The 21878-nt window shown below is 55.3% G+C and carries 18 protein-coding genes; 11 read left to right on the forward strand and 7 right to left on the reverse strand.

Annotated elements, in window-relative coordinates; translation table 11 throughout:
- The first annotated feature begins 7 nt into the window (after nucleotides 1-7).
- The 7 genes from potB (at nucleotide 8) to fabF (ending at nucleotide 9546) form a co-directional block, all read left to right on the forward strand.
- The gene (potB, locus tag WG929_RS15160; protein WP_369857625.1) at nucleotides 8-877 is read left to right on the forward strand and encodes a spermidine/putrescine ABC transporter permease PotB; all 870 of its coding nucleotides are present in this window, start codon (nucleotides 8-10) and stop codon (nucleotides 875-877) included.
- Nucleotides 861-1646 carry a spermidine/putrescine ABC transporter permease PotC gene (gene potC, locus WG929_RS15165; RefSeq protein WP_416206742.1) on the forward strand — a complete coding sequence of 262 codons (786 nt, stop codon included), beginning with the start codon at nucleotides 861-863 and terminating at the stop codon, nucleotides 1644-1646. The genes potB and potC overlap by 17 nt, the downstream gene beginning before the upstream one ends.
- Entirely contained in the window at nucleotides 1646-2695 is a 1050-nt protein-coding gene (locus WG929_RS15170; protein WP_416206743.1) for an extracellular solute-binding protein, read from the forward strand. Before potC ends, WG929_RS15170 begins: the two co-directional genes overlap by 1 nt.
- A 59-nt stretch (nucleotides 2696-2754) precedes the next feature.
- The gene (locus tag WG929_RS15175; RefSeq protein ID WP_416206744.1) at nucleotides 2755-3369 is read left to right on the forward strand and encodes a TetR/AcrR family transcriptional regulator; all 615 of its coding nucleotides are present in this window, start codon (nucleotides 2755-2757) and stop codon (nucleotides 3367-3369) included.
- Nucleotides 3370-3929: 560 nt separating this feature from the next.
- Entirely contained in the window at nucleotides 3930-5030 is a 1101-nt protein-coding gene (locus tag WG929_RS15180) for an efflux RND transporter periplasmic adaptor subunit (protein WP_416206745.1), read from the forward strand.
- The gene (locus WG929_RS15185) at nucleotides 5027-8101 is read left to right on the forward strand and encodes an efflux RND transporter permease subunit (protein ID WP_416206746.1); all 3075 of its coding nucleotides are present in this window, start codon (nucleotides 5027-5029) and stop codon (nucleotides 8099-8101) included. Before WG929_RS15180 ends, WG929_RS15185 begins: the two co-directional genes overlap by 4 nt.
- 152 nt (nucleotides 8102-8253) lie before the next feature.
- Nucleotides 8254-9546 (forward strand): beta-ketoacyl-ACP synthase II, encoded by a 1293-nt coding sequence (gene fabF, locus WG929_RS15190; RefSeq protein ID WP_416206747.1) that lies wholly within the window; start codon nucleotides 8254-8256, stop codon nucleotides 9544-9546.
- Between the two features lie 155 nt (nucleotides 9547-9701).
- On the opposite strand, the gene WG929_RS15195 is transcribed toward fabF, so the two are convergent.
- The 3 genes from WG929_RS15195 to WG929_RS15205 form a co-directional block, all read right to left on the reverse strand.
- Nucleotides 9702-9908, reverse strand: coding sequence for a CPXCG motif-containing cysteine-rich protein (locus WG929_RS15195; RefSeq protein ID WP_416206748.1), 207 nt, complete (start codon nucleotides 9906-9908; stop codon nucleotides 9702-9704).
- 44 nt (nucleotides 9909-9952) lie between these two features.
- Nucleotides 9953-10099, reverse strand: coding sequence for a hypothetical protein (locus WG929_RS15200; protein WP_416206084.1), 147 nt, complete (start codon nucleotides 10097-10099; stop codon nucleotides 9953-9955).
- A 217-nt stretch (nucleotides 10100-10316) separates the two neighbouring features.
- On the reverse strand, nucleotides 10317-10568 hold the full coding sequence (locus WG929_RS15205) for a helix-turn-helix domain-containing protein (protein ID WP_416206749.1): 252 nt from the start codon (nucleotides 10566-10568) through the stop codon (nucleotides 10317-10319).
- Here WG929_RS15205 and WG929_RS15210 point away from each other — a divergent pair.
- Entirely contained in the window at nucleotides 10561-10836 is a 276-nt protein-coding gene (locus WG929_RS15210) for a hypothetical protein (protein WP_416206750.1), read from the forward strand. The genes WG929_RS15205 and WG929_RS15210 overlap by 8 nt on opposite strands.
- A 3-nt stretch (nucleotides 10837-10839) precedes the next feature.
- Here WG929_RS15210 and sbcB read toward each other — a convergent pair whose 3' ends face one another.
- A complete protein-coding gene (gene sbcB, locus WG929_RS15215) occupies nucleotides 10840-12282 on the reverse strand; it encodes an exodeoxyribonuclease I (protein WP_416206751.1) in 1443 nt (480 codons plus the stop codon).
- A gap of 230 nt (nucleotides 12283-12512) precedes the next feature.
- Between sbcB and WG929_RS15220 the strand changes: the two genes are divergently transcribed.
- Together WG929_RS15220 and WG929_RS15225 are read left to right on the forward strand one after the other, a co-directional pair.
- Entirely contained in the window at nucleotides 12513-15230 is a 2718-nt protein-coding gene (locus WG929_RS15220) for a DUF349 domain-containing protein (RefSeq protein ID WP_416206752.1), read from the forward strand.
- Between the two features lie 244 nt (nucleotides 15231-15474).
- Complete coding sequence (locus WG929_RS15225) at nucleotides 15475-16683, forward strand: PQQ-dependent sugar dehydrogenase (RefSeq protein WP_416206753.1); 1209 nt, start codon at nucleotides 15475-15477, stop codon at nucleotides 16681-16683.
- 47 nt (nucleotides 16684-16730) lie between these two features.
- Here the strand turns inward: WG929_RS15225 and tusA are convergent, their stop codons facing one another.
- Together tusA and WG929_RS15235 are read right to left on the reverse strand one after the other, a co-directional pair.
- Nucleotides 16731-16997: a sulfurtransferase TusA gene (gene tusA / locus WG929_RS15230; RefSeq protein ID WP_416206754.1), complete on the reverse strand. Its 267-nt coding sequence runs from the start codon at nucleotides 16995-16997 to the stop codon at nucleotides 16731-16733.
- Between the two features lie 93 nt (nucleotides 16998-17090).
- Nucleotides 17091-17273, reverse strand: coding sequence for a tRNA (uracil-5-)-methyltransferase (locus WG929_RS15235; protein ID WP_416206755.1), 183 nt, complete (start codon nucleotides 17271-17273; stop codon nucleotides 17091-17093).
- Nucleotides 17274-17334: 61 nt separating this feature from the next.
- On the opposite strand from WG929_RS15235, the gene hrpB reads away from it, so the two are divergent.
- Entirely contained in the window at nucleotides 17335-19938 is a 2604-nt protein-coding gene (gene hrpB, locus WG929_RS15240; protein WP_416206756.1) for an ATP-dependent helicase HrpB, read from the forward strand.
- A 37-nt stretch (nucleotides 19939-19975) separates the two neighbouring features.
- On the opposite strand, the gene WG929_RS15245 is transcribed toward hrpB, so the two are convergent.
- Nucleotides 19976-21577, reverse strand: coding sequence for a DUF4124 domain-containing protein (locus tag WG929_RS15245; RefSeq protein ID WP_416206757.1), 1602 nt, complete (start codon nucleotides 21575-21577; stop codon nucleotides 19976-19978).
- Nucleotides 21578-21878 lie beyond the last annotated feature (301 nt).

A 21878-nucleotide genomic window follows, 5' to 3' on the forward strand; every position in this document is an offset into this window, starting at 1 on the left:
GAACAAAATGCTGAAGCACATCAATTTCCGCCGGGTTGTTATTGGCCTGACACTTGGTTGGCTGGGACTGTTTGTCCTGCTACCCCACCTGATGGTGATACTGACCAGCGTTTTCACCACCGATTCCGAGCATTTTGCCGTCTGGCCCATCACCTTCGACAATTACCGTCAGGTGATGGATCCAATCTACGCCGGAGTATTCCTGGACAGCCTGGTGTTGTCGGGTATCACCACGCTGATCTGCCTCGCTGTCGGCTACCCGTTCGCGTTTTTGTTATCCCGCATGACCACCACCGTCCGGGCCTTGTTACTGTTTATGATGGTGGTGCCCTTCTGGACCAACAGCCTGATCCGGATTTACGCCATCAAAATGCTGCTGGGTAAAAAAGGTCTGTTTAATACCCTGCTGGTGGGCAGTGGTATCATCGACCAGCCCATGCAACTGATTTACACCGACTTCGCGGTGATATTCGGGCTGGTGTATATTCTGCTGCCTTTTATGGTGTTGCCACTGATGGCCAGCTTCGACAAACTCGACCCCGCGTTAATTGAAGCCGGACGTGATCTCGGAGCCGGTGCCCGCCAGCGTTTTGTGCAAATTATTCTGCCACTCACCATGCCCGGCGTCATTGCGGGCTGTTTGATTGTCTTCTTGCCCGCCATGGGCATGTTTTATGTCGCCGATCTGCTTGGTGGTGCCAAAAGCCTGCTGCTTGGCAACGTCATCAAAAACCAGTTTCTGGTGGCACGTGACTGGCCCTTTGGTTCGGCCTTCAGCGTCTTCCTGATTGTCTTAATGGGTTTGTTGCTGTGGTTGTACTTCAAAGCCAACCAGTACGTCCAACGCAAGGGAGGCATGGATGACCAGAATCTCTAGCACCGGCGTCTGCAAATGGCTGTTTATCGGATTGGTCTTTCTGTATTTGTACCTGCCGATGGCGGTGCTGGTGAGCAACTCGTTTAACCAGTCCCGCTACGGTTACACCTGGTCCGGCTTTTCATTCAAGTGGTATGAAAAACTCTGGCACAACGACGCCATGATGCAGGCGTTCGGCCACTCGCTGTTAATTGCCATGCTGGCCGCCAGTGCCGCCACCCTGCTTGGCACCCTGATGGCGCTGGCCATCCACCGCTACCGGTTCCCGTTGAAAGCCTCCGCCAGCAGCCTGTTATTTGTGTTGATGATGTCGCCCGATATTGTCCTGGCCATTACCTTTCTGATTATTTTTATCGCCTTGGGAGTACAGCTCGGGTTCTGGTCGTTGCTGATTGCCCATATCACTTTCTGTCTGCCGTTTGTGGTGATCACCGTTTACGCCCAGATGAAAAGTCTCGATCCCAATATTCTCGAAGCCGCACAAGACCTCGGTGCCAGCGAAGCACGTATTTTTAAAGTGATCATTGTGCCACTCATGGCACCGGCCATCTTGGCGGGCTGGCTGTTGAGCTTTACCTTGTCGCTGGATGACGTAATTATCAGCTCGTTTGTTACCGGCCCCGGCTTTGAAATCTTACCAATCCGTATTTTTTCGATGGTAAAAGTGGGCGTATCGCCCGAAGTCAATGCATTGGCTACCCTGCTACTGGTGATGTCGCTGGTACTGGTTGCCGTAATATCCTCTCTCATTAAAAGGCAGAAATCTTGATGACAATGACCTCTGTATTTCGTTTTGTGTCCACCACCGTGGCGGCATTGATGGTGGCGATGTCTGCCAGCGCAGCTGACAAGGTCGTGGTGTATAACTGGACCGAGTACATCCCGGAAGGCGTACTGCAAGAGTTCACCGCAGCAACCGGCATCGAGGTGGAATACAACACTTATGAAAGCAACGAGGTGATGTATTCCAAAATCAAGATCCAGAATGCCACTGGCTATGACGTCATCGTGCCATCTGCCTACTACATTTCCCGCATGGCCAAAGAAGGCCTGCTGGCAGACATCGACAAAAGCCAACTCAGCAACTTCAAACACCTCGACACCACCCTGCTGAACAAGCCTTACGACCCCGGCAACCAATACAGTGTGCCTTACACTTGGGGTAGCACCGGTATTGGCATCGACACGGCAACGATCGACAAGAACAGCATCAGCAGCTGGAAAGACCTCTGGGATCCAAAATGGAAAGGCAGCCTGCTGCTGACCGATGACGTGCGGGAAGTATTCCAGATGGCACTGGCCATCAACGGCCACTCCGCCAACACCCGTGATCCGGCTGAAATAAAACAGGCTTACGAACTGCTGAAGAAGCTGATGCCCAACGTGCTGGTATTCAACTCTGACGCCCCACGCGAGCCTTATCTGGCAGGCGACGTCAGCCTCGGTATGATCTGGAACGGCGAAGTGATCATGGCGCAGGAAGACATGCCAGAAATGGACTACATCTACCCGTCCGAAGGCGTGATTCTGTGGGTCGACAGCTTCGCCATTCCCGCCAACGCGGAACATAAGGACGCCGCCCTCAAGTTCATCAACTTTATGCTGCGCCCTGACATTGCGGCCCGTACCGTGGATTACATCGGCTACGCCACCCCCAACAAGGATGCGCTGGCGCTGCTCGATGAAGAAACCCGTAGCAACCCGATTATTTTCCCATCACAGGAAATCATCAGCCATGGTGAATTCCAGGAAGATGTCGGTGAAGCAGCCAATGCGTTGTTTAACCAGTACTGGGAAGCATTAAAAACCGGGATGTAGCTGGATTGCTCTAAACCGGTCACTATTACGTTCCAGATTATTCGAACCAAGTTGTAGCAATGACTGAATCCAGACACGAACCACCCCTGCGGGGGCCTTCGGAACACAGCATCCGCGATCAGATAGTGGAGGCGGCCACAGAACACTTCGGACACTATGGTTATGAAAAAACCACCGTGTCCGATCTGGCCAAAGCCATTGGTTACTCCAAGGCTTATATCTACAAGTTCTTCGACTCCAAGCAGGCGATCGGAGAAGTCATATGTGCCAATCGACTCGCTGAACTGATGCAAGTTGTCGACGCTGAAACAGCGGCTGCGCCCAACGCTTCTGAGACTCTGAGGCGTCTTTTTCTGGCGCTGGTCAACGGCGGCAGCAACCTGTTTTTCCATGACCGTAAACTCTACGACATTGCTGCTGTCTCCTCGCGGGAGCATTGGCCATCGGCTCAGCAGCACTGTGAGCACCTGCGCTTACTCATCCAGCGAATCATCCGTGAAGGGCGCGAGTCGGGTGAGTTTGAAACCCAAACGCCACTGGACGAAGTCGCCGATGGCATCTACCTGATCATGCGGCCATACGCCAATCCGGTGCAATTACAACACAACCTGGAACAGGCACCAGAAGCGGCAGACCTGCTGTCGACACTGATATTACGAAGCCTGGCACCTTAGGTGTTTTTAGTGCCCTGATGGAATGGTGTGTTCTGCTCTCTCGTATTTCTGTTCCCTTTATCGGTAACCGTCATTTTTCACCGGGGCTTGTTCATGGCCCCATGCGGTTAAACCTGCAGCGTTAAATCGGCAACCGGTGCACATGCACGTAAGCCGCTAAAAAATGGCGGACAATAAATCAACGAATGGGGCTAGGGGGCGTTCTCAATTGGTCAATCGGACCTGCTGAGAGCCCGTTGGCTTCAGAACAAGCCATGAGGAGTGCCTCCTGTGTTTAATAAACAGGGCGTGCTAAATAAGTGACGAATAACACCGTTCTGGAGTCAACTGGCCTCAGCCCGAAGGGTTATGGTTAAACATCCATCATGCGGTGTTGTTGAACTTGAAAAGGGCCCACCATTCTCTGCGTTCAACGCCTTGCCTGATGGATTTTTTCTCCATAACAGGACGCGTTAACTAATTGAGAACGCCCCCTGGTATTCACCACTCTGTGACCATTGACTTTTTTGGTCACAAGAAACAGGATTAGCACTTGTTCTGTTTATCAAACAAGGGAATCCATGTTTCCACATCTATCCACTCTTATCGCCGCTGGTTTGTTGTCTCTCATGCTGGAAGCGTGTGGAGGCTCTACTGCCATTGAAGATCCCCGTAATCAGCCCCTGCTAGTCAAAGCCGCTACCGTTCAGCAGGCGTCCGATAGCTCGCGCTCTTTCAGCGGCGTTGTCGCCGCGCGCGTGCAAGCTGAACTGAGCTTTCGTGTCTCTGGCAAGGTGCTGGAACGCTTGATCGATACCGGACAAACGGTCAAACGTGGCCAGCCACTGATGCGGCTCGACCCGATAGACCTTGGCTTGCAAGCGCAAGTACAACAACAATCTGTCGCCGCAGCTCATGCCTTGGCCAGACAAACCGCACTCGAGGAAACACGTTATCGCGACCTGATCGACACCGGAGCCGTTTCGGTATCGGCCTATGAACAGATCAAGGCCGCAGCGGCTACTGCCAAGGCTAATCTCAGCGCCGCAGAAGCCCAGGCGATGGTTTCCAGCCATGCCTCTGGCTATAGCACTCTGGTGGCAGATGCCGATGGGGTTGTGGTGCAGACCTTGGCCGAACCCGGACAAGTCGTCAGTGCCGGACAACCCGTGGTTCGACTGGCACAGGCCGGGCAACGGGAGGCCATCATTCATCTGCCAGAGACCCTGCGTCCAAACGTAGGATCGGTCGCTCAGGCAACCCAGTATGGCAACCCGATTGCCCCTGTCAGAGCGACACTGCGCTTACTTTCCGACGCTGCCGACCCCGTCACCCGCACCTTCGAAGCACGGTATGTACTGGAAGGAGATTTGTCCTCTGCACCGCTCGGTGCAACCGTTACCCTGCAAATCACCGCAGGCCCAACACCAACCCGGAGTTTACGAATACCCATCGCGGCCGTTTACGACTTTGGCAAAGGCACCGGCGTATGGGTCATCGCTGGCACTCCGGCAACAGTGACCTGGCGACCAGTCCAGCTGCAGGGCTTGGGCTACGAGCTGGCCAAGGTCACAGGCAATCTCCAGCCTGGAGAACAGATCGTGGCACTGGGCGCACAGCTGCTGCGGGATGGAGAAAAAGTCAGACTGACACAACAGGACAGTGTTGAGGAACGGCTATGAGCCAGCCGCGTTTTAATTTGTCTGCGCTCGCCGTTCAAGAGCGCTCCATTACCCTGTTTCTGATCATCCTGATCTTTATTGCTGGCACACTGTCGTTCTTCAAGCTGGGACGGGCAGAAGATCCCCCCTTTACCGTCAAACAGATGACCGTGATCACGGCATGGCCAGGCGCTACGGCGCAAGAAATGCAAGATCAGGTGGCCGATCCGCTGGAAAAACGGCTGCAAGAACTGACCTGGTACGACCGTTCAGAAACCTACACCCGTCCCGGCATGGCCTTTACAACCCTGTCATTACTCGACAACACACCGCCAGCAAAAGTGCAGGACGAGTTTTACCAGGCCCGCAAGAAGCTTGGCGATGAAGCCAGAAATTTGCCCGCAGGCGTCATCGGGCCGATGATGAATGACGAATATTCTGATGTGACTTTTGCCCTCTTTGCTTTAAAAGCCAAAGGCGAACCGCAGCGGTTATTGGTCCGTAATGCCGAATCATTGCGCCAACGGTTGTTACACGTCCCTGGCGTGAAAAAGGTCAATATTCTTGGCGAGCAACAGGAACGTATCTTTGTCTCCTTTTCTCATGAGCGGCTGGCCACCTTGGGGATCTCGCCGCAGGACATTTTTTCAATACTGAACAGCCAGAACATGCTGACCCCTGCAGGCGCGATCGAATCCACCGGCCCGCAGATTTTGCTGCGTCTGGAAGGCGCTTTTGATGAGCTGCAGAAAATCCGTGACACACCAATTGCCGCGCATGGGCGAACCCTGAAGCTGTCCGACGTGGCTACGGTCGAGCGTGGTTATGAAGATCCGGCAACGTTTATTGTCCGTAACGACGGCGAACCCGTGCTGCTCCTCGGCATCGTGATGCGCGAAGGCTGGAATGGCCTGGATCTGGGCAAGGCGCTCGACACCGAGACGGCCAGAATCAACGCCGATATGCCGCTGGGTATGACACTGAGCAAGGTAACGGATCAATCGGTAAACATCCGCTCAGCCGTAAACGAGTTTATGGTCAAGTTCTTTGTCGCACTGCTGGTGGTGATGGTGGTTTGCTTCATCAGCATGGGTTGGCGGGCAGGCATTGTCGTCGCGGCGGCTGTTCCACTGACCCTGGCGGTGGTGTTTCTGGTCATGGCGGCCACCGGTAAGAACTTCGACCGTATTACCCTGGGGTCACTGATTCTGGCGCTGGGTCTGCTGGTCGACGATGCCATTATTGCGATCGAAATCATGGTGGTCAAAATGGAGGAAGGCTTCAGCCGTATAGCGGCGTCGGCCTACGCCTGGAGCAGCACAGCAGCCCCGATGCTCTCTGGCACCCTGGTGACAGCGATCGGCTTTATGCCTAACGGCTTTGCCCAATCGACCGCCGGTGAGTACACCAGCAATATGTTTTGGGTTGTCGGTATCGCCCTGATCGCTTCCTGGGTGGTGGCGGTGGTGTTCACCCCCTATCTCGGTGTCAATCTGCTAGCGGAGCACCGATCTGTCACAGGCAGCCACACAGCCCTGTATGACACCCCCCGTTATAACCGTTTTCGCCGCGCACTGGAGCAGGTTATTGCTTATAAATGGCTGGTGGTTGGTGTCGTCATTGCCTCGTTTATAGCCGCCGTGCTTGGTCTGGGCAGCGTCAATAAACAGTTCTTCCCAACGTCCGACCGGCCAGAGGTTCTGATCGAAGTACAGCTGCCTTACGGCACGTCGATAAAACAGACCAGCGCCACCACTGCCAACATAGAAGCCTGGCTGCAACAGCAGGACGAAGCCAAAATTGTCACTTCGTACATCGGCCAAGGTGCCCCGCGCTTTTATCTGGCAATGGCACCGGAGCTGCCCGACCCTTCGTTCGCTAAAATTGTCGTGCTGACCGACAGTCAGGAAAAACGCGATGCACTCAAGTTGCGTATGCGCGAGGCGGTTGCTGCCGGATTGGCACCCGCAGCACAGGTGCGGGTTACCCAGCTGGTATTTGGGCCGTATTCGCCATACCCCGTGGCTTATCGGGTGATGGGACCGGATCCGTCCAGACTAGGTGAAATTGCATCTCAGGTAGACGCTGTGATGCAAGCGAATCCGATGATGAGAACCGTCAATAGCGACTGGGGATCACGGCTTCCTACGCTGCATTTTTCACTCGACCAGGATCGTATCCAGGCAATGGGTCTCACCTCCCAAGCCATCGCCCAACAACTGCAATTTTTGCTCTCCGGAGTAACCATCACCAGCGTCCGCGAAGGCATTCGTTCCGTCGAGGTCATTGGCCGTGCCGCAAGCGACATACGTAACGATGCGGAGAAAATAACCAACGTCACACTGATAGGCTCCGCCGGTCAGCGCATCCCACTGTCCCAGGTTGGCGAAGTCAGCGTGCGTATGGAAGATGCCGTTTTACGCCGCCGTGATCGCACACCAACCATCACGGTACGTGGTGATATTGCTGACGGCCTGCAGCCGCCCGACGTCTCCAAGGTAATCACCAAAGAGTTACAAACCATCATCGATCACCTCCCGACCGGGTATCGGATTGAGCAAGCGGGTGCGATTGAGGAATCAGGCAAGGCCAGTCAGGCCATGTTGCCGCTGTTTCCGATCATGATTGCCATGATGCTGCTGTTTATCATCCTGCAAGTACGCTCCATCTCCGCGATGACCATGGTGTTCCTCACCGCACCACTGGGCTTGATTGGCGTCGTACCGACACTGCTGCTGTTCCAACAGCCATTCGGCATTAACGCCCTGGTCGGCTTGATCGCGCTGTCGGGCATTCTGATGCGTAATACCCTGATCCTGATTGGACAAATTCAGCACAATGAACGCAAGGGATTGAGTCAGTTCCACGCCGTGATCGAAGCGACCGTTCAGCGTTCTCGCCCGGTGCTGCTCACCGCGCTGGCGGCGATTCTGGCTTTTATCCCACTCACCCACTCCGTGTTCTGGGGAACACTGGCTTACACCCTAATTGGCGGCACCCTTGGCGGCACGATGATGACGTTGGTGTTCTTGCCAGCGCTGTACGCCATCTGGTTCAAGATTCGCCCCGCCAAAACGGCAAAACCAATATGAAAGGCAAACGACCAGCAAAACGTGCTTGTCATTTGTTGGTCATCTGCACTCATCAATCTATCTATATAGGGCGCATCTGAAAATGTGCCCTATAGATATTGCGGCATATCATCCCCCGTCAGCGGATGCCGACCGTGGCAAAGAGAAATGTAATGATGAATATCAATCGCCAAAAACGAATCGTCGTAACAGGAACCGGTCTTGTCAGCCCGCTGGGCTGCGGTGTTGAAACAGCCTGGCAGCGACTCTTGTCAGGACAGTCTGGTATCCGCAACCTCCCCAGCGAGATTACCGACGGCACCGGTATTATCGTCGGTGCACAAGTACCGACCCACGAGCAAGACAGCGTCGCAGGCTACGACCCGGATCGACTGCTTTCGAGCAGGGATCGCAAGCGGATGGATCGCTTCATCGAGTTTGCACTCATGGCGGCCCACGAAGCGCTGGAACAGGCAGACTGGCATCCAACCGCCGAAACAGACCAACAACGGACGGCGACCATCATCGCGTCAGGGGTTGGGGGTTTTGGAGCAATTGCGGATGCCATTCGCACCACCGATAATCGGGGGCCACGCAAATTATCACCGTTTACGGCAACCTCCTTTCTCGCCAATATGGCAGCCGGATATGTCTCTATTCAGCATGGATTCAAAGGCCCACTCGGTGCCCCGGTAACCGCTTGTGCGGCGGGTGGGCAAGCCATCGGCGATGCTGCCAGACTGATCCGGAGTGGCGAGGCAGATATCGCCATCTGCGGGGGTACAGAAGCCGCGATTGATCGGGTAACCCTCGGCTGTTTTGCTGCTGCACGAGCGCTTGCCACGGGTTTTGCCGACTCCCCTCAAGAGGCTTCACGCCCTTTCGAGCGCGACCGCAACGGTTTTGTTATGGCCGAAGGTGCAGGACTGCTGGTGATTGAATCACTTGAGCACGCCCTCGCCCGTGGCGCGCAACCACTGGCAGAGTTGTCAGGCTATGGCACCAGCGCCGACGCCTATCACCTGACAGCAGGCCCTGAAGACGGTAGCGGTGCGCGACGGGCGATGGAGCAGGCGCTGCGACAGGCTGGCGTAAACCCCGCCGATGTGCATCACATCAATGCCCACGCGACCTCAACTCAAGTCGGCGACAAGGGCGAACTGGCTGCACTTCGTGCGGTATTCGGCAACGGCTCCGGCGTTGCCATCACCTCCACCAAATCCGCCACGGGTCATCTGTTAGGAGCCGCCGGGGGCATTGAAGCCATCTTTACGGTGCTGGCGCTTCGCGATCAAATCGTGCCGCCTACACTCAACCTAATTCATCCCGATCCGACAGCAGACGGACTGGATCTGGTTGGTCTGCAAGCCCGGAAAATGCCGATGACCTATGCCTTGTCGAATGGGTTTGGTTTTGGCGGCGTAAATGCCAGCGTCCTGTTCCGTCGCTGGCAGCCGGAATCGTAAAGGAATCGTCTAATTTAATCCTGCACCGCACTGCGCGGGCACTGGATTAAATAGATGTCCCCTAAAGGGTGTTCAAGTATTGTGGTGATTATGTGGATGCAGACATCATCCACATCAACTGAAAAATAAACCCGGCTTTTGCGAGAAAGACTATTTCAAAAGCTGTCATCCGCCGTCAGCACCTGAACGTCGGCTTCACCATCGGCTGGAACCGTCACCACCAGCCGCATGGGCTGGCAGCAGACGCTGCAATCTTCTACGTATTCCTGCTCTGGTTCTGAAAGATCAATCAATATTCCGATCAGTTCGCCACAATAGGGGCAGCCAATTCGTTTTTCTTGCAGTAGGTGCATAGGGGACATCTATTTAATCCGGTGCTCACTCTGGGCCACCGGATGGTTTCGAATCACGAAGCCGACTTGCAGGCCTGACGGGTCAAGTCAAAAGTCGGCGACACCGAGTCGAGATCATCCGGCAGCCCCCGAAGGGCGCGGGTTGCCGCCGTCCAGTGCAGTGTTGACGAATTTGAAAAGGACGCGTCATTTCGCTGCATTCGTCGCCTTGCCCTGAACAACGGCAACACTCGCGCAGAGCCGTGCAGGATTAAATAGATGTCCCCATAAGGTCTCCAGAGACTCATTGATATTGTTGGAAATGAGCAGCCATCTATTTCCATTTACAGTAGTCGCCAGGAGTCTTGCCTAACTGTTGGTGAAACATGGCAACAAAAGTAGAAGCCGAATCATAACCCAGACCAAGGGTAATGGCCGTTATGGAATCACACTGTCTATCAGGCGTTGCAGTGCAATCTGTAACCTCAGCTGTTGACGCCATTGTTGGAACGTCAGCCGGGTTTGTTTCTGAAACAGCCGTTGCAATGTTCGCTCCGATGCGCCGACTTGAGCGCCCCACTCGGCCAGCGTGCGGCTGTCTTCTGGCTGTTGCTGCAGCTGGTAACAAATGTTGAGAAGCCGTGGATCGTCAGGTAAAGGCAGGAACAGCAGCGGATCCCGTTTGCCCATAGTGTCAGGCGTTGATGATGTCGGTAAGCTGGCCGATGGTCATGGACAAAAGCCGCTGCGCTTTGTGAATATTGGCTCACTGGCCGGTACTTCGCTGGCGTTGAATGCTGCTGTTTTACGGGCACACACTCTTGCACTGATGGGCAGCAGACTGGGCAGTATCTCGTACGATGGCTTGATAAACAGCATCGCCAAAGTTCTGCAGTGGGTAGAACCGGCAGGGTTGTTGATTGCTACTCAATCGATGCGGATGGCGCTGACGTTGTAGCCGTTAGTCCTCATCCAACGGATAAATCGATTCGGCGTAAAGTTGCAGGTCTTGCATCCAGTGCAGCTTACGTGAGTCATCCATCACCTGCTCTGCCGCCAGCTGCAATTCATCGGCAAATTGCTGGAAATTTAATGCCCGACAGGCGGGGTTGTTATGAAACAGGCGTTCGCGACGCACGCTTTCCCAACGCAGACGATCATTGCCTTCCAGCGTTTCCGGGAAGTTTCTGGCGCGGTAGCGGAATAACATCTCATCGCCGCGACGATCCTTGAAGCGCCCCTGAAATGAAGGCAGATCCCACGGCGAGGCGTTATGCAGTTCGTTCATCAGATTACGATCAGCGGGCGAGAAAAAGCCATCGTACAACTGGGTATCCACATCAGTGTGCGCGGCAAACTCACGCTCGGCAAACACCTGTTGTAGCTTGGCGGTGATATCCACGCCCTGCTTGATCATGCCCAGATGCTTGCGCAAGGTATCACCACTGAGGTTCCAGCGTGCGGCCTGATCCGGCGTCAGGGTTTTGGCTGGTGCCAGCACCGGTGACTTGTTGAGGTGCAGCTCTTTTAACGGCAAGCGCTCCACTCCCTCTGGCAAGTCATCGGTTTTGGTAAACACCCGCTGGCGAATTTCTTCCGCTGTCAGCTCAAACAGTGGCGTCGGATCCTGGTGCAGGTCGAACACAATCACGCTGTTTTTGTTTTTCGGGTGCATGCACAAGGGAACAACGATCGCCATGCAGCCCTGCTCAACGGGAAACATACCGGAGATATGCACCAGCGGCTTGCGCTGAGCCACATCGATCAGATCGGCGACGGCTGGCTTGCGGCGCAGCTCAAATAGATAACGGTATAATTTGGGTTGTTTATCACGAATCAAGCGCGCCAGGGCAATGGTTGCCCGCACATCAGACACCGCATCATGGGCTTTGCCATGATTAAGACCATTGGCGGCGGTGAGGTGCTCCAGCTTGAAGCTGACCCGACCGTCTTCGTGTTGTGGCCACTCAATACCGTCCGGGCGTAGTGCATAGGCACAACGCACCACATCCAGCAAATCCCAGCGGGAATTGCCGCCCTGCCACTCCCGTGCGTAAGGATCAAAAAAATTGCGATACAAGGCATAACGGGTGAATTCGTCATCAAAGCGGATGCTATTGTAACCGGCGCTGCAGCTGCCCGGCACCGAGAACACCTCATTAATCTGGCGAATAAACTCAACCTCGGGCAACCCCCGTTGCTGACAGTCCTGCGGTGTTATGCCGGTAATCAGCACCGCCTGCGGGTGTGGCAGGTAGTCATCGCTTTGTTTGCAAAACAGCTCGATCGGTGGCTCGATTTCATTCAGGTCTTCGTCGGTACGAATGGCAGCAAACTGTGCCGGACGATCCCACGCCGGGCTGGCTCCAAAGGTTTCGTAGTCATACCAGACAATGCTGCTCACATGATTCTCCTGCTATCGCCGACGCTGTACCCGGACTCTGTGCATCCGGTCAAATAGGTGCGCATGGTAACAGCTTGAACCCCCACCACGCACGCCGCCCTTACTGTACGGTCATAACGCCCGAGACAAACCGACGGTACGATTCAAACCGTGACGGACTTCCCTAATATGCCGTGCACTGTACAATGGCCACGCTTTTTTCCTTTGTGCAGGTTGGACGGATCAGCTCGATGTCTTTATTCAAGAAGTTTCTGAAACCAAAATGGCAACACGCCAATCCGGATGTTCGACGCCAGGCACTGGCCGAGATGGCCGCCGAACAACTCACCAATTTTATCGACACGGAGCCTGAAGCCGAACTTCGCAAGGCCGCTGTGATACGTATTCGTGATGAAGCCCTGTTGGAAAGCCTGTTGGGCCACAACCATCAGGATGTTCGTGATGCCGCCCGCGAACACTGGCTGACCCTGCTGTTGCCCGCCTCGGCAAACATCAACAGCATCACTCACAGTGCCACGCTGGTGCGTATCGCCGGATTGACCCGAGACCAGCAGCTGCGCCTCGACGCCATTGCGCGAATTTCCGATCAGCACGAACGTCTGTCGATTGCCCGAGACCACCCGGTCGCCAAAGTGCGTCTGGCCGCTGCCGAAGGTATCGACCAACGGGCGCTGTTACAGCAATTGCTGGAATTTGCCCAGGCCAAAGACAAGGCCGTCTATCGACTGTGCAAGGAGCGACTGGCCGCCGCCAAAGCGAATCAGGAAGCCATCGCCGCCCGAGAACAACAGATTAGTCATGTGTTGGATCAGGCCGCTTATCTGAATCGGGTTGGTTATGGCCCCGATTTTAACGGCCGCCTGCAGGTATTGCAGCGCCAGCAACAGGAGCTGGACGACAGCCTGACCACAAGCCAGCGCCAAGCACTGGCAGCAGAACTGGTCAAGGCCGCCCTGATTCTTGAACAACACGACGCGGAAGAACAGCGTCTGGCAGAACAACAACAACGCCGTACAGAAGCTCTGGCGGCACAGCAACAGCTGATTACCGAGCTCGACGATGCCCTGACAGCAGCACCGGCCGCCAGTGCCGATCCGGAACAACTGAAACAGCAATTACTGACGCTTGATGAGCGCTGGCGTGCAACTCAGGCAGAGCAAAAAGCCGCCGCCGACGTCCAGCGACAGTTCGAAAATACCATGCAACAAGCGCTCGCCTTGCAAGCCACTCTGGAACAAGTCAACGCCAAACAGGCTGAGCTGGCACAATGGCTGGAGAAAGATCTTCCTGCCGATATGCGCGGTTTGCAACAGGTGATCCAGGGCGGCAAAAAATGGCAAGCCCAGCTGAAATGGCCAACCCATCTGGAACAACCGGAATGGCTGGCGGCCCTGTCTGGCAAGCGTCAGCTGGCAGAAGCCCAGCTGGCCAATCTGGAAAACCAGCAAACAGCCCGTACCGATGCACTGCAACGCCAGCTCGACACACTTGAACAGCACATCGACGACGGTCACCTGAAAGACGCCAGCAAGCTCTATGGTCAGGTTCACCAGAGCCTGCGCCAGATTGACAGCAAGGCTGCCCATGCCTTCCAGAACCGCATCAAGTCTCTGGCGGCGCGGCTGAATGAAATGCGTGACTGGCAAGGTTTTGTCACCACGCCGAAAAAAGAAGCCCTGTGCGAGTCGATGGAAGCCCTGGTCGACGCCGATATCAGCCCCGATGTACTGGCCGACAAAATCCAGGTACTGCAGGATGAGTGGAAAACACTCAATTCCTCACAACCCGACAAGGAATTATGGGATCGTTTTCAGGCCGCTGGCGACAAGGCTTTCGAACCATGCCGGGCCTGGTTTGCCAACGTGGCGCGGCAACGGGAAACCAACGTTGAATTACGTAATCAGCTGATCGACGAATTACGTCACTACGAAGCCCATCTCGACTGGGACAACGCCGACTGGAAGGTGGTGCAAAAAACCCTGGAAACCGCTCGGGAAGTCTTTCGTAGCTATTCGCCGGTTGATCGGGCAGCCCACAAGGATACCCAGGAACGCTTCCGTGACATCTGTGACGCCGTTTACAGTCACCTCAAAGCCGAATACGACCGCAACCTGGCAGCCAAATCCGCCCTGGTTGAAGACGCCGCAGCACTGGCAGAAGCGGATGATCTGGTCGATGTCGTGGATCGCGTCAAAGAGTTGCAGCAACAGTGGAAAGAAATCGGCATTACCCCACGAGCGCCGGATCAAAAATACTGGCGCCAGTTCCGCAGCCAGTGTGACGCTGTTTTTGCCCGTCTTGATGAACAGCGCACCGAACGCAAGGCTGAACTGAACAGCCGGGTAACGGAAGCAGAAGCACTGATCAATCAGGCGGCAGAATTGCCGGTCAGTGCATTGCCAGCGGCAGATGCACTCGAGCAGCTCAGTCAGTACGAACAACAGTTTGCAGCCATCGAACTGCCCCGCTCCGCCCATCAGCGGCTACGCAAGCAACTGACGGACGTTTCTGCTCAACTGGACGACCGCCGGACTGCCCAGAGCCAGGCCGCTGAACGTCAGCGCTGGCAGGGTTTGCTGGATCGATTACAAGCGCTGGCCGATCACAATGAAACACTCTGGCACGAGGCCGAACAGCTGCCGTCTGCTTACCCATTGGCCGCGTTTGAACAACGCTGGCAAATGGATCAGGAAACTTCCGTGTCTGTCGACACCGAGGCCGCCCGCGACCTATGTATTCGGATGGAAGTCATTGGCGGGCTGGAGTCGCCGGCTGACGATCAGGGTCGGCGCATGCAGCTGCAAGTGCAACGCCTGGCACAAGCGATGGGGCAGAGTATCGGACACACCGATGAACGTCGCACACTGGTACTTGAATGGCTCGAAACGCCTGCCAGCGCATCCCAGCAACAACGGTTTATTCAGGCATTAAAAGCGAGTCTGGATTAGGGGTTCTCCACTTCGACTAAGCGCTGGAAAATGGCATTCCCTGGTCAGTTCAGGGAATGCCAGCCCATAACCGTTCATCCCCTGCTTGCGGATCCGCAGCAGAATCGATTTACTCGGAACACAAGAATCAGCTACTGTTTGACCTGCCTGAAATATAATCGGCCACGGCGCTGTCCCGTGGCTGTTATCCCCATTAGCCAGGCTTATTCGTCAACGCACGGCACAATGACAGGGAGGGTATGGCATGTCTGTTGCTCATTCATTGATGGCCGCGACCCTGCTGTGCTGGCTGACCTGCAGTCTTTCCAGCAGCGCCATAGCCATGGCCAGCCCGGCAGGAAAACCGGTTTTACATCCTCTGTCTTCACTCGCAGCCGTACATTCCCAACAGGGTAACTTCATTCCTGAAGTGGTTATTTCCGGGTTGGAAAACCCCTGGGCCGTCGCCTTTATTAACAACGATAAACTGCTGATTACCGAACGTCCCGGTCGCCTGCGTATCGCCAGCCACGCCTACCTGAACGACGACTCACCGTTTTTGCTCAGCCCGCCCATTACCGGTTTACCCGACATATGGACCGGAGGTCAGGGGGGGTTGCTGGATGTCGCCTGGCACGATGACTGGGTCTATTTCGGCTACGCCGAAGCGGGCGACCTGCTGACCAATTCGACCGCCGTGATGCGCGCCAAACTCATCGACAATGGCAACCGCAGCTACCGACTGACGCGGCAACAATTACTGTTCCGGCAAGCCCCGAAGTATCTGTCACGCGCCCACTTTGGCTCACGTCTGGTATTTGACCAACAGGATTACCTCTATATCACGCTCGGCGAGCGCTTTTTTCCGCGCGACGATGCCCAAAGCCTGGGGAATCACCTCGGCAAGGTCATACGGCTGAAAGCCGACGGTACCGTACCCCATGACAATCCCTTTGTTGGCCAACGAGGGGCAATGCCGGAAATTTGGAGTTATGGCCACCGCAATCCTCAGGGCGCCGCCATCAACCCGGCCACCGGTGAACTCTGGATACACGAACACGGCCCCAAAGGCGGCGATGAACTCAACCTGATCAAACCCGGACACAACTATGGCTGGCCAGTGATCACCTATGGTGAGGAATACATTGGTGGCAGCATTGGCGAGGGAACACACAAAGACGGCATGGATCAGCCATTGTATTACTGGGTGCCTTCGATCGCGCCATCCGGCATGGCCTTTTATACCGGATCGGCCTTTCCTGAATGGCAAGGCGACCTGTTTGTCGGCTCCTTAAAATTCCACCAACTGGTCAGGCTGGAGCTGGAAGGTAACAAGGTGGTCGCCGAAGAACGGATCAACATTCCCGACCTGGATCAGCGTATACGCGACGTAGTACAAGGACCGGATGGCCTGCTGTATCTGGTAACCGATGATGCCGATGGCAAGATTATCCGCCTGAAACCGGCACCTTGAGCGGATCATTGCTTGCCACCAAAGCGGCAGTCGGCGGAAAGAGTTCGTTAAACCGTGTCTGAACGCTTGCGAATCACAAACCGGTAAACCCCATCAAGCTCTTCCTGCAGCAGCATTTCCTGTTCCAGAAAACCGCAAAAACGGGTGAAATCCCGGCGCGTCGAAGGATCTGTTGCCAGCACCTCGATACAATCCCCCAATGCGGCATCGTTAACCAGGTTGTGCAGCAGCATGACGGGTTCCGGACAAAACAGGCCGCGAGCATCCAGCTGATGCTGAATCGGCAAATGGGTCGTGGTTTCTGACGAACTCAAGGGTAACTCCAGTCAGTAAAGGGACAATAAATGAGGCAATATAACGGATAGCGGGCTCAACAATTCAAATAAGAAGCCGAGTGAAGCCTTTGCTCAGCGCTTTTTCTTTGCTCGCTTTTTACGTAAATAATCCTTAACCGGTGTTTTACGATTCGGTAACGCCTGTTCAAAACGTTCACGGATCGATTCCACCCTGGCTTCCTTGTCACGGTGGGAACGCTCATGACGATGTTTTGCGCTGGCTGACGCAAAATCCACCACAGTGTCGTTTGCCATAACGGCTTACCTCCTGACCGGTATATACTTCAATGCTAGCTATAGACCCATAATTATACCAATGAATCCTTGCCGACCCGCATTTCCTGTCGATACTCAGCTTGCCAGCATTACGGCACAACTGGCAACCCACCAGACCTTACTGCTGACTGCTGAACCCGGTGCCGGTAAAACAACCCGCGTACCGCTAGCACTGCTGGCAGCACCTTGGCTCGCCGGACAGCAGATTATCATGCTCGAACCTCGTCGTCTGGCCGCCCGCAATGCCGCTGTGTTTATGGCCAGCCAGCTGGGAGAAGCCGCAGGCGAACAGGTAGGCTACCGGGTGCGGCTCGACAGCAAGGAATCTGCCCGTACCCGGATATTGATTGTGACCGAGGGTATCCTGACTCGGATGCTGCAAGACGATCCCGAATTGACAGGCGTCGGCCTGGTCATTTTTGACGAATTCCATGAGCGCCACCTGAACAGCGATCTGGCACTGGCACTGGCGCATCAATGCCAGCAGCTGCTACGGCCGGATCTGAAACTGCTGATCATGTCAGCCACGCTGGACACCGATGAGCTGTCGCAGCGGCTGCAAGCACCCCTGCTCCACTGCCCTGGCCAGGGCTTTCCGGTAACGCTGGATTACCGGCCACCACAATCGGCCAACGAGTCACTCAGCCAGCATGCCAGCCGGGTGATTCATGAAGCACTGCAACGCAGTGACGGCCACCTGCTGGTGTTTTTGCCCGGCGTGGCCGACATCCGGCGTCTCGGCGATGAACTGGAACGACGTTACCCACAGAACAATTCCCTTGATTCCCTTAAGGTACTGCCGATTCAAATACTGCCACTGCATGGACAGCTCAGTGAGCAGCAACAAAAACAGGCCCTGGCAGAGTTGCCCGCAGGTCAGCGCAAAATAATACTGGCCACCAATATTGCCGAAAGCTCATTAACCCTTAACGGCGTCACCTGCGTGGTTGACAGTGGCCTTGAACGACGTATGGAGTTCAGCCCGACCAACGGTCTCAGTGAATTAAAAACCCGCCCGATCAGCCAGGCATCCGCGACCCAACGCATGGGGCGCGCGGGTCGGCAGCAGTCTGGCCATTGTTACCGGCTATGGCCGGAAAGCACGCACCAGCAGCGCCCACCCCATATTGAAGCGGAGCTGTTGAATGCCGATCTGGCATCACTGTTACTGGAACTGTTGTTATGGGGTGCCGAGGTCGATGAGTTACTCTGGCTCGATTCGCCTCCAACGGCGGCACTCAATCAGGCCCGCAGTCTGCTTCATGGTCTGGGTTACCTCTCATCCCCCGACAGTAACGTCCTGTCTGAGCATGGCCAACAATGCGCCCGTCTCGGTATTGAACCCCGTTGGGCCTCCGCCCTGGTGGCAGCCCAACAACAAGGGCAAGCTCGCCCGGCTGCGGAATTGATCGCGTTATTACAGCAATGGCCCCACCAGCAGCGCCGCAGTGACGATGTCGAGCGACTGTGGAATGCCAGCCGCTCGACGCCGTTGTGGCAACAACGGGTCGCCCCTCTGGCTCAGCGCTGGCTCAAGTGTTTGCCCGTCGGCACAACCCGAGTCATCAATGGCGCACCGGTGGCGTTGGCTCGTTGGGCCTTGCTGGCCTTCCCTGAACGATTGGCCCGCTGCCGCTCCAACAGCAGTGCACCAGGCACTGGCAATACCCACAATGCCTTACGCTATCTGATGGCCAGCGGCAGCGGCGCGGAACTGCACCCGAATTCCGACCTGATCGGCAGCCCTTGGCTGGTGGTTCTGGATCTGTCTGGCGCGGGCAACCATCTGATTCGTCTCGCCATTGCCATTGATGAGTCTGAACTGGCGGCCACTCTGGCAGCCAATCCGCATTGGCTGTCACAGCACACGGTGGTGCAATGGCAGTCACAAGGCAACTTGCTGGCGGAAGAACAAAGTCGGATTGGTGAATTGATTTGGCGTCGTCGCAAGCTGGACACGCTCGGCAGCCAACAATGGCAACAGGTCTGGCGTGACTATTTTAATTCGGCGGCCAGCTCCGCAGTCAAGGTTCAGCAGCGGCTGGCCAGCCTCAACTGGAATGCGGAAGCCACACAGTTACGGCAGCGGCTATTACTTTTGCACAATCATGACCAGTGCCAGAGCACTGCGGGAGGCTGGCCGGATGTCTCCGACCAGGGCTTGCTCGCACGTCTGGATGACTGGCTGTTACCCTATCTGGATGGCTGTCGTAATGAACGGCAACTGCAGCAACTCAATTTGGTGACCCTGCTGACCAGCCTGCTCGACTGGCCGCAACAACAACAGCTGGAACAACAGGCTCCGACCCATTGGCAGGTTGCCAGTGGCTCCCGTATTCGTATTGATTACACGGAGACACCGCCAGTACTGGCGGTCAAACTGCAGGAAATGTTCGGTTACCCGCAACAGCCTGCGGTACTGTCCGGGCGTCTGGCGCTGAAAATCCAGCTATTATCGCCGGGCCAAAAACCCCTGCAAGTGACTCAGGATCTGCCCCATTTCTGGCGTCATGGTTATGCCGAGGTGCGCAAGGAAATGCGCGGCCGTTACCCCAAGCATCCCTGGCCGGAAGACCCGCTCAGTGCCGAGGCAACCGCGTTGACCAAAGCGGCACTGGCCCGACGCCAGGTAAAATCATCTTGAAATAGTCAGAGCTGCTATTTGGATATATCTGGACATATCAGGGTTTATCGAGAAAAGGCTCAACCTTGCTAATTAGACCGGCGGCGGTGGGGGCACCCAATTCGGCGGCCTTACTGGCATCAGCCATCGCAGCCTGATATTCCTGCTTGGCAAAATAGGCATTGGCCCGTGCCAGCAAGGCATCCTGGGTTTCACCAAAACGGGAGATGTAATCATCCCAGAGGGTCACCATGTCGCCCCAACGCTGCCGGCGGGTAAGCAGATTATCCATTAGTACAAACCATTCGGAACTGGCATTGGGTGATGCCAGCGCCACCTCCGCATCACTTTCGGCATTGGCCAGTTTTCCCATTCCCAGCCAGGTGACTGCCCGCTGATAACTGGCCGAACCATCCGCAGGATCCAGCATCAAGGCTTTGCCAAGATAGTCCAGAGACTCATCTGGATGACCACTCTCTCGGGCGCGTAAGCCCAGGCCAGTCAGACTAGTGACCAGCTGGGTACGATAAAGACGAAGTTTGGCTGATTCTGGATCAATTTCTGTGGCATAAGCCAGTTCTGCCGCCGCATTACGATATTGCCGCAAATCACCATAGATCTGTGCGCGGCCCAGATAACTGTCGGCATCGGCAGAATGCAGTTGCAGCGCCTGAGCAAAATCATCCAGTGCCTCAGGATAGTCTTTTAATGCCAACCGCGCTTCTGCGCGCTGACGATAAAAACCGGCAACATTGCCATAAGCCAGGGCGCGGCTGAATCCAGCTTCCGCCGCTACATACTGGCGACGCCCAAGCTGGGCCTCAGCCAGTAAGGCCTGCACATATCCGGGCAATATCGCCAGTGCCGGATTACTGGCCTTATTCACCATAATCCTGTTGGCAAAGGCCTGCATTCTGGCTTTCGAACCACCCCAGCGGGGCGTCAGAAAACTCAGTTCTGTTCGTGCTACCAGCAGCGATTCAGGCACAACCTCCAGCGCATGCTGCAGGTAAACCTGATGCTGGGAATCATCTCCCAGAGCCACCGCCGCACCGATCAGTAAACTGTAGGCCAGTCCCGAACGCGGATTCACTCGCAAAGCGGCATCAATATCGGTCAGGGAGGCATAAAAATAGCGCCGCATGGTATCAGTTTGTTCAGGCGAGCGATTGGCAGTTGACTGGTGGTAAATATCCCAACCCAGCCCGGTCAGGTAGGTGGCGCGGGCAAGATACGGATACTCCAGGCTGGCATAGGTGCGCACCCAGTCATTGAAGTAATGTTCCATGCCGGGTTTACCCAAATCGAACACTTGATAGACAGCTGCCAAGTGCGACTCAGAACGGATGTCCTCATCCAGCGTCCGCTGATATTGCTCCAGGCGGTCATTCAGCACACCAAACTGGCGTGCCCGCAACAACTTGCGTAAATGCAGATAATCGCGACTGGAGATACCTTCCAGAACAATCGACGAGTGGGAGGCAGGATGCTTGCTCTGGCTGACAAAAGCCTGTTCAGCCGGGTTTTCGGTATTACGTCCGGAAGGCGCACGATCAGAAAAGTGGCTGCGGCCATCACTGTCGACCCATTGGTAGACCTGAGCAACCACCTGAGACCCCATCAGGCACGACAATAACAGTGCAATCCAGACAAGGTTCATGGCAACTCCAGAATAATTCAGGCGATTATATTAATGGAATTTTTGATAAAAAGGTGTCGGCCTTTTCACATTGATGACGAATAACCGGATGCTATTAACTCAGGCTACGCGGGCATGGAAATCTGCGACAGATATTAGAGTAACGCCAGGATATATCCTGGCGTTACTCTTGTTACAACGGTTACAACGGTTACAACGGTTACAACGGTTACAACGGTTACAACGGTTACAACGGTTACAACGGTTACAACGGTTACAACGGTTACAACGGTTACAACGGTTACAACGGTTACAACGGTTA

It is taken from the genome of Oceanobacter antarcticus, from assembly GCF_044962685.1.
In the GTDB taxonomy this organism is placed as follows: domain Bacteria; phylum Pseudomonadota; class Gammaproteobacteria; order Pseudomonadales; family Oceanobacteraceae; genus Oceanobacter; species Oceanobacter antarcticus.

Excerpts from the sequence above, each read along its gene's own strand:
- potB (WP_369857625.1), top strand. The coding sequence starts at position 8 with ATGCTGAAGCACATCAATTTCCGCCGGGTTGTTATTGGCCTGACACTT.
- potC (WP_416206742.1), top strand. The coding sequence starts at position 861 with ATGACCAGAATCTCTAGCACCGGCGTCTGCAAATGGCTGTTTATCGGA.
- WG929_RS15170 (WP_416206743.1), top strand. The coding sequence starts at position 1,646 with ATGACAATGACCTCTGTATTTCGTTTTGTGTCCACCACCGTGGCGGCA.
- WG929_RS15175 (WP_416206744.1), top strand. The coding sequence starts at position 2,755 with ATGACTGAATCCAGACACGAACCACCCCTGCGGGGGCCTTCGGAACAC.
- WG929_RS15180 (WP_416206745.1), top strand. The coding sequence starts at position 3,930 with ATGTTTCCACATCTATCCACTCTTATCGCCGCTGGTTTGTTGTCTCTC.
- WG929_RS15185 (WP_416206746.1), top strand. The coding sequence starts at position 5,027 with ATGAGCCAGCCGCGTTTTAATTTGTCTGCGCTCGCCGTTCAAGAGCGC.
- fabF (WP_416206747.1), top strand. The coding sequence starts at position 8,254 with ATGATGAATATCAATCGCCAAAAACGAATCGTCGTAACAGGAACCGGT.
- WG929_RS15195 (WP_416206748.1), bottom strand. The coding sequence starts at position 9,908 with ATGTCCCCTATGCACCTACTGCAAGAAAAACGAATTGGCTGCCCCTAT.
- WG929_RS15200 (WP_416206084.1), bottom strand. The coding sequence starts at position 10,099 with ATGCAGCGAAATGACGCGTCCTTTTCAAATTCGTCAACACTGCACTGG.
- WG929_RS15205 (WP_416206749.1), bottom strand. The coding sequence starts at position 10,568 with ATGGGCAAACGGGATCCGCTGCTGTTCCTGCCTTTACCTGACGATCCA.
- WG929_RS15220 (WP_416206752.1), top strand. The coding sequence starts at position 12,513 with ATGTCTTTATTCAAGAAGTTTCTGAAACCAAAATGGCAACACGCCAAT.
- WG929_RS15225 (WP_416206753.1), top strand. The coding sequence starts at position 15,475 with ATGTCTGTTGCTCATTCATTGATGGCCGCGACCCTGCTGTGCTGGCTG.
- WG929_RS15235 (WP_416206755.1), bottom strand. The coding sequence starts at position 17,273 with ATGGCAAACGACACTGTGGTGGATTTTGCGTCAGCCAGCGCAAAACAT.
- hrpB (WP_416206756.1), top strand. The coding sequence starts at position 17,335 with ATGAATCCTTGCCGACCCGCATTTCCTGTCGATACTCAGCTTGCCAGC.
- WG929_RS15245 (WP_416206757.1), bottom strand. The coding sequence starts at position 21,577 with ATGAACCTTGTCTGGATTGCACTGTTATTGTCGTGCCTGATGGGGTCT.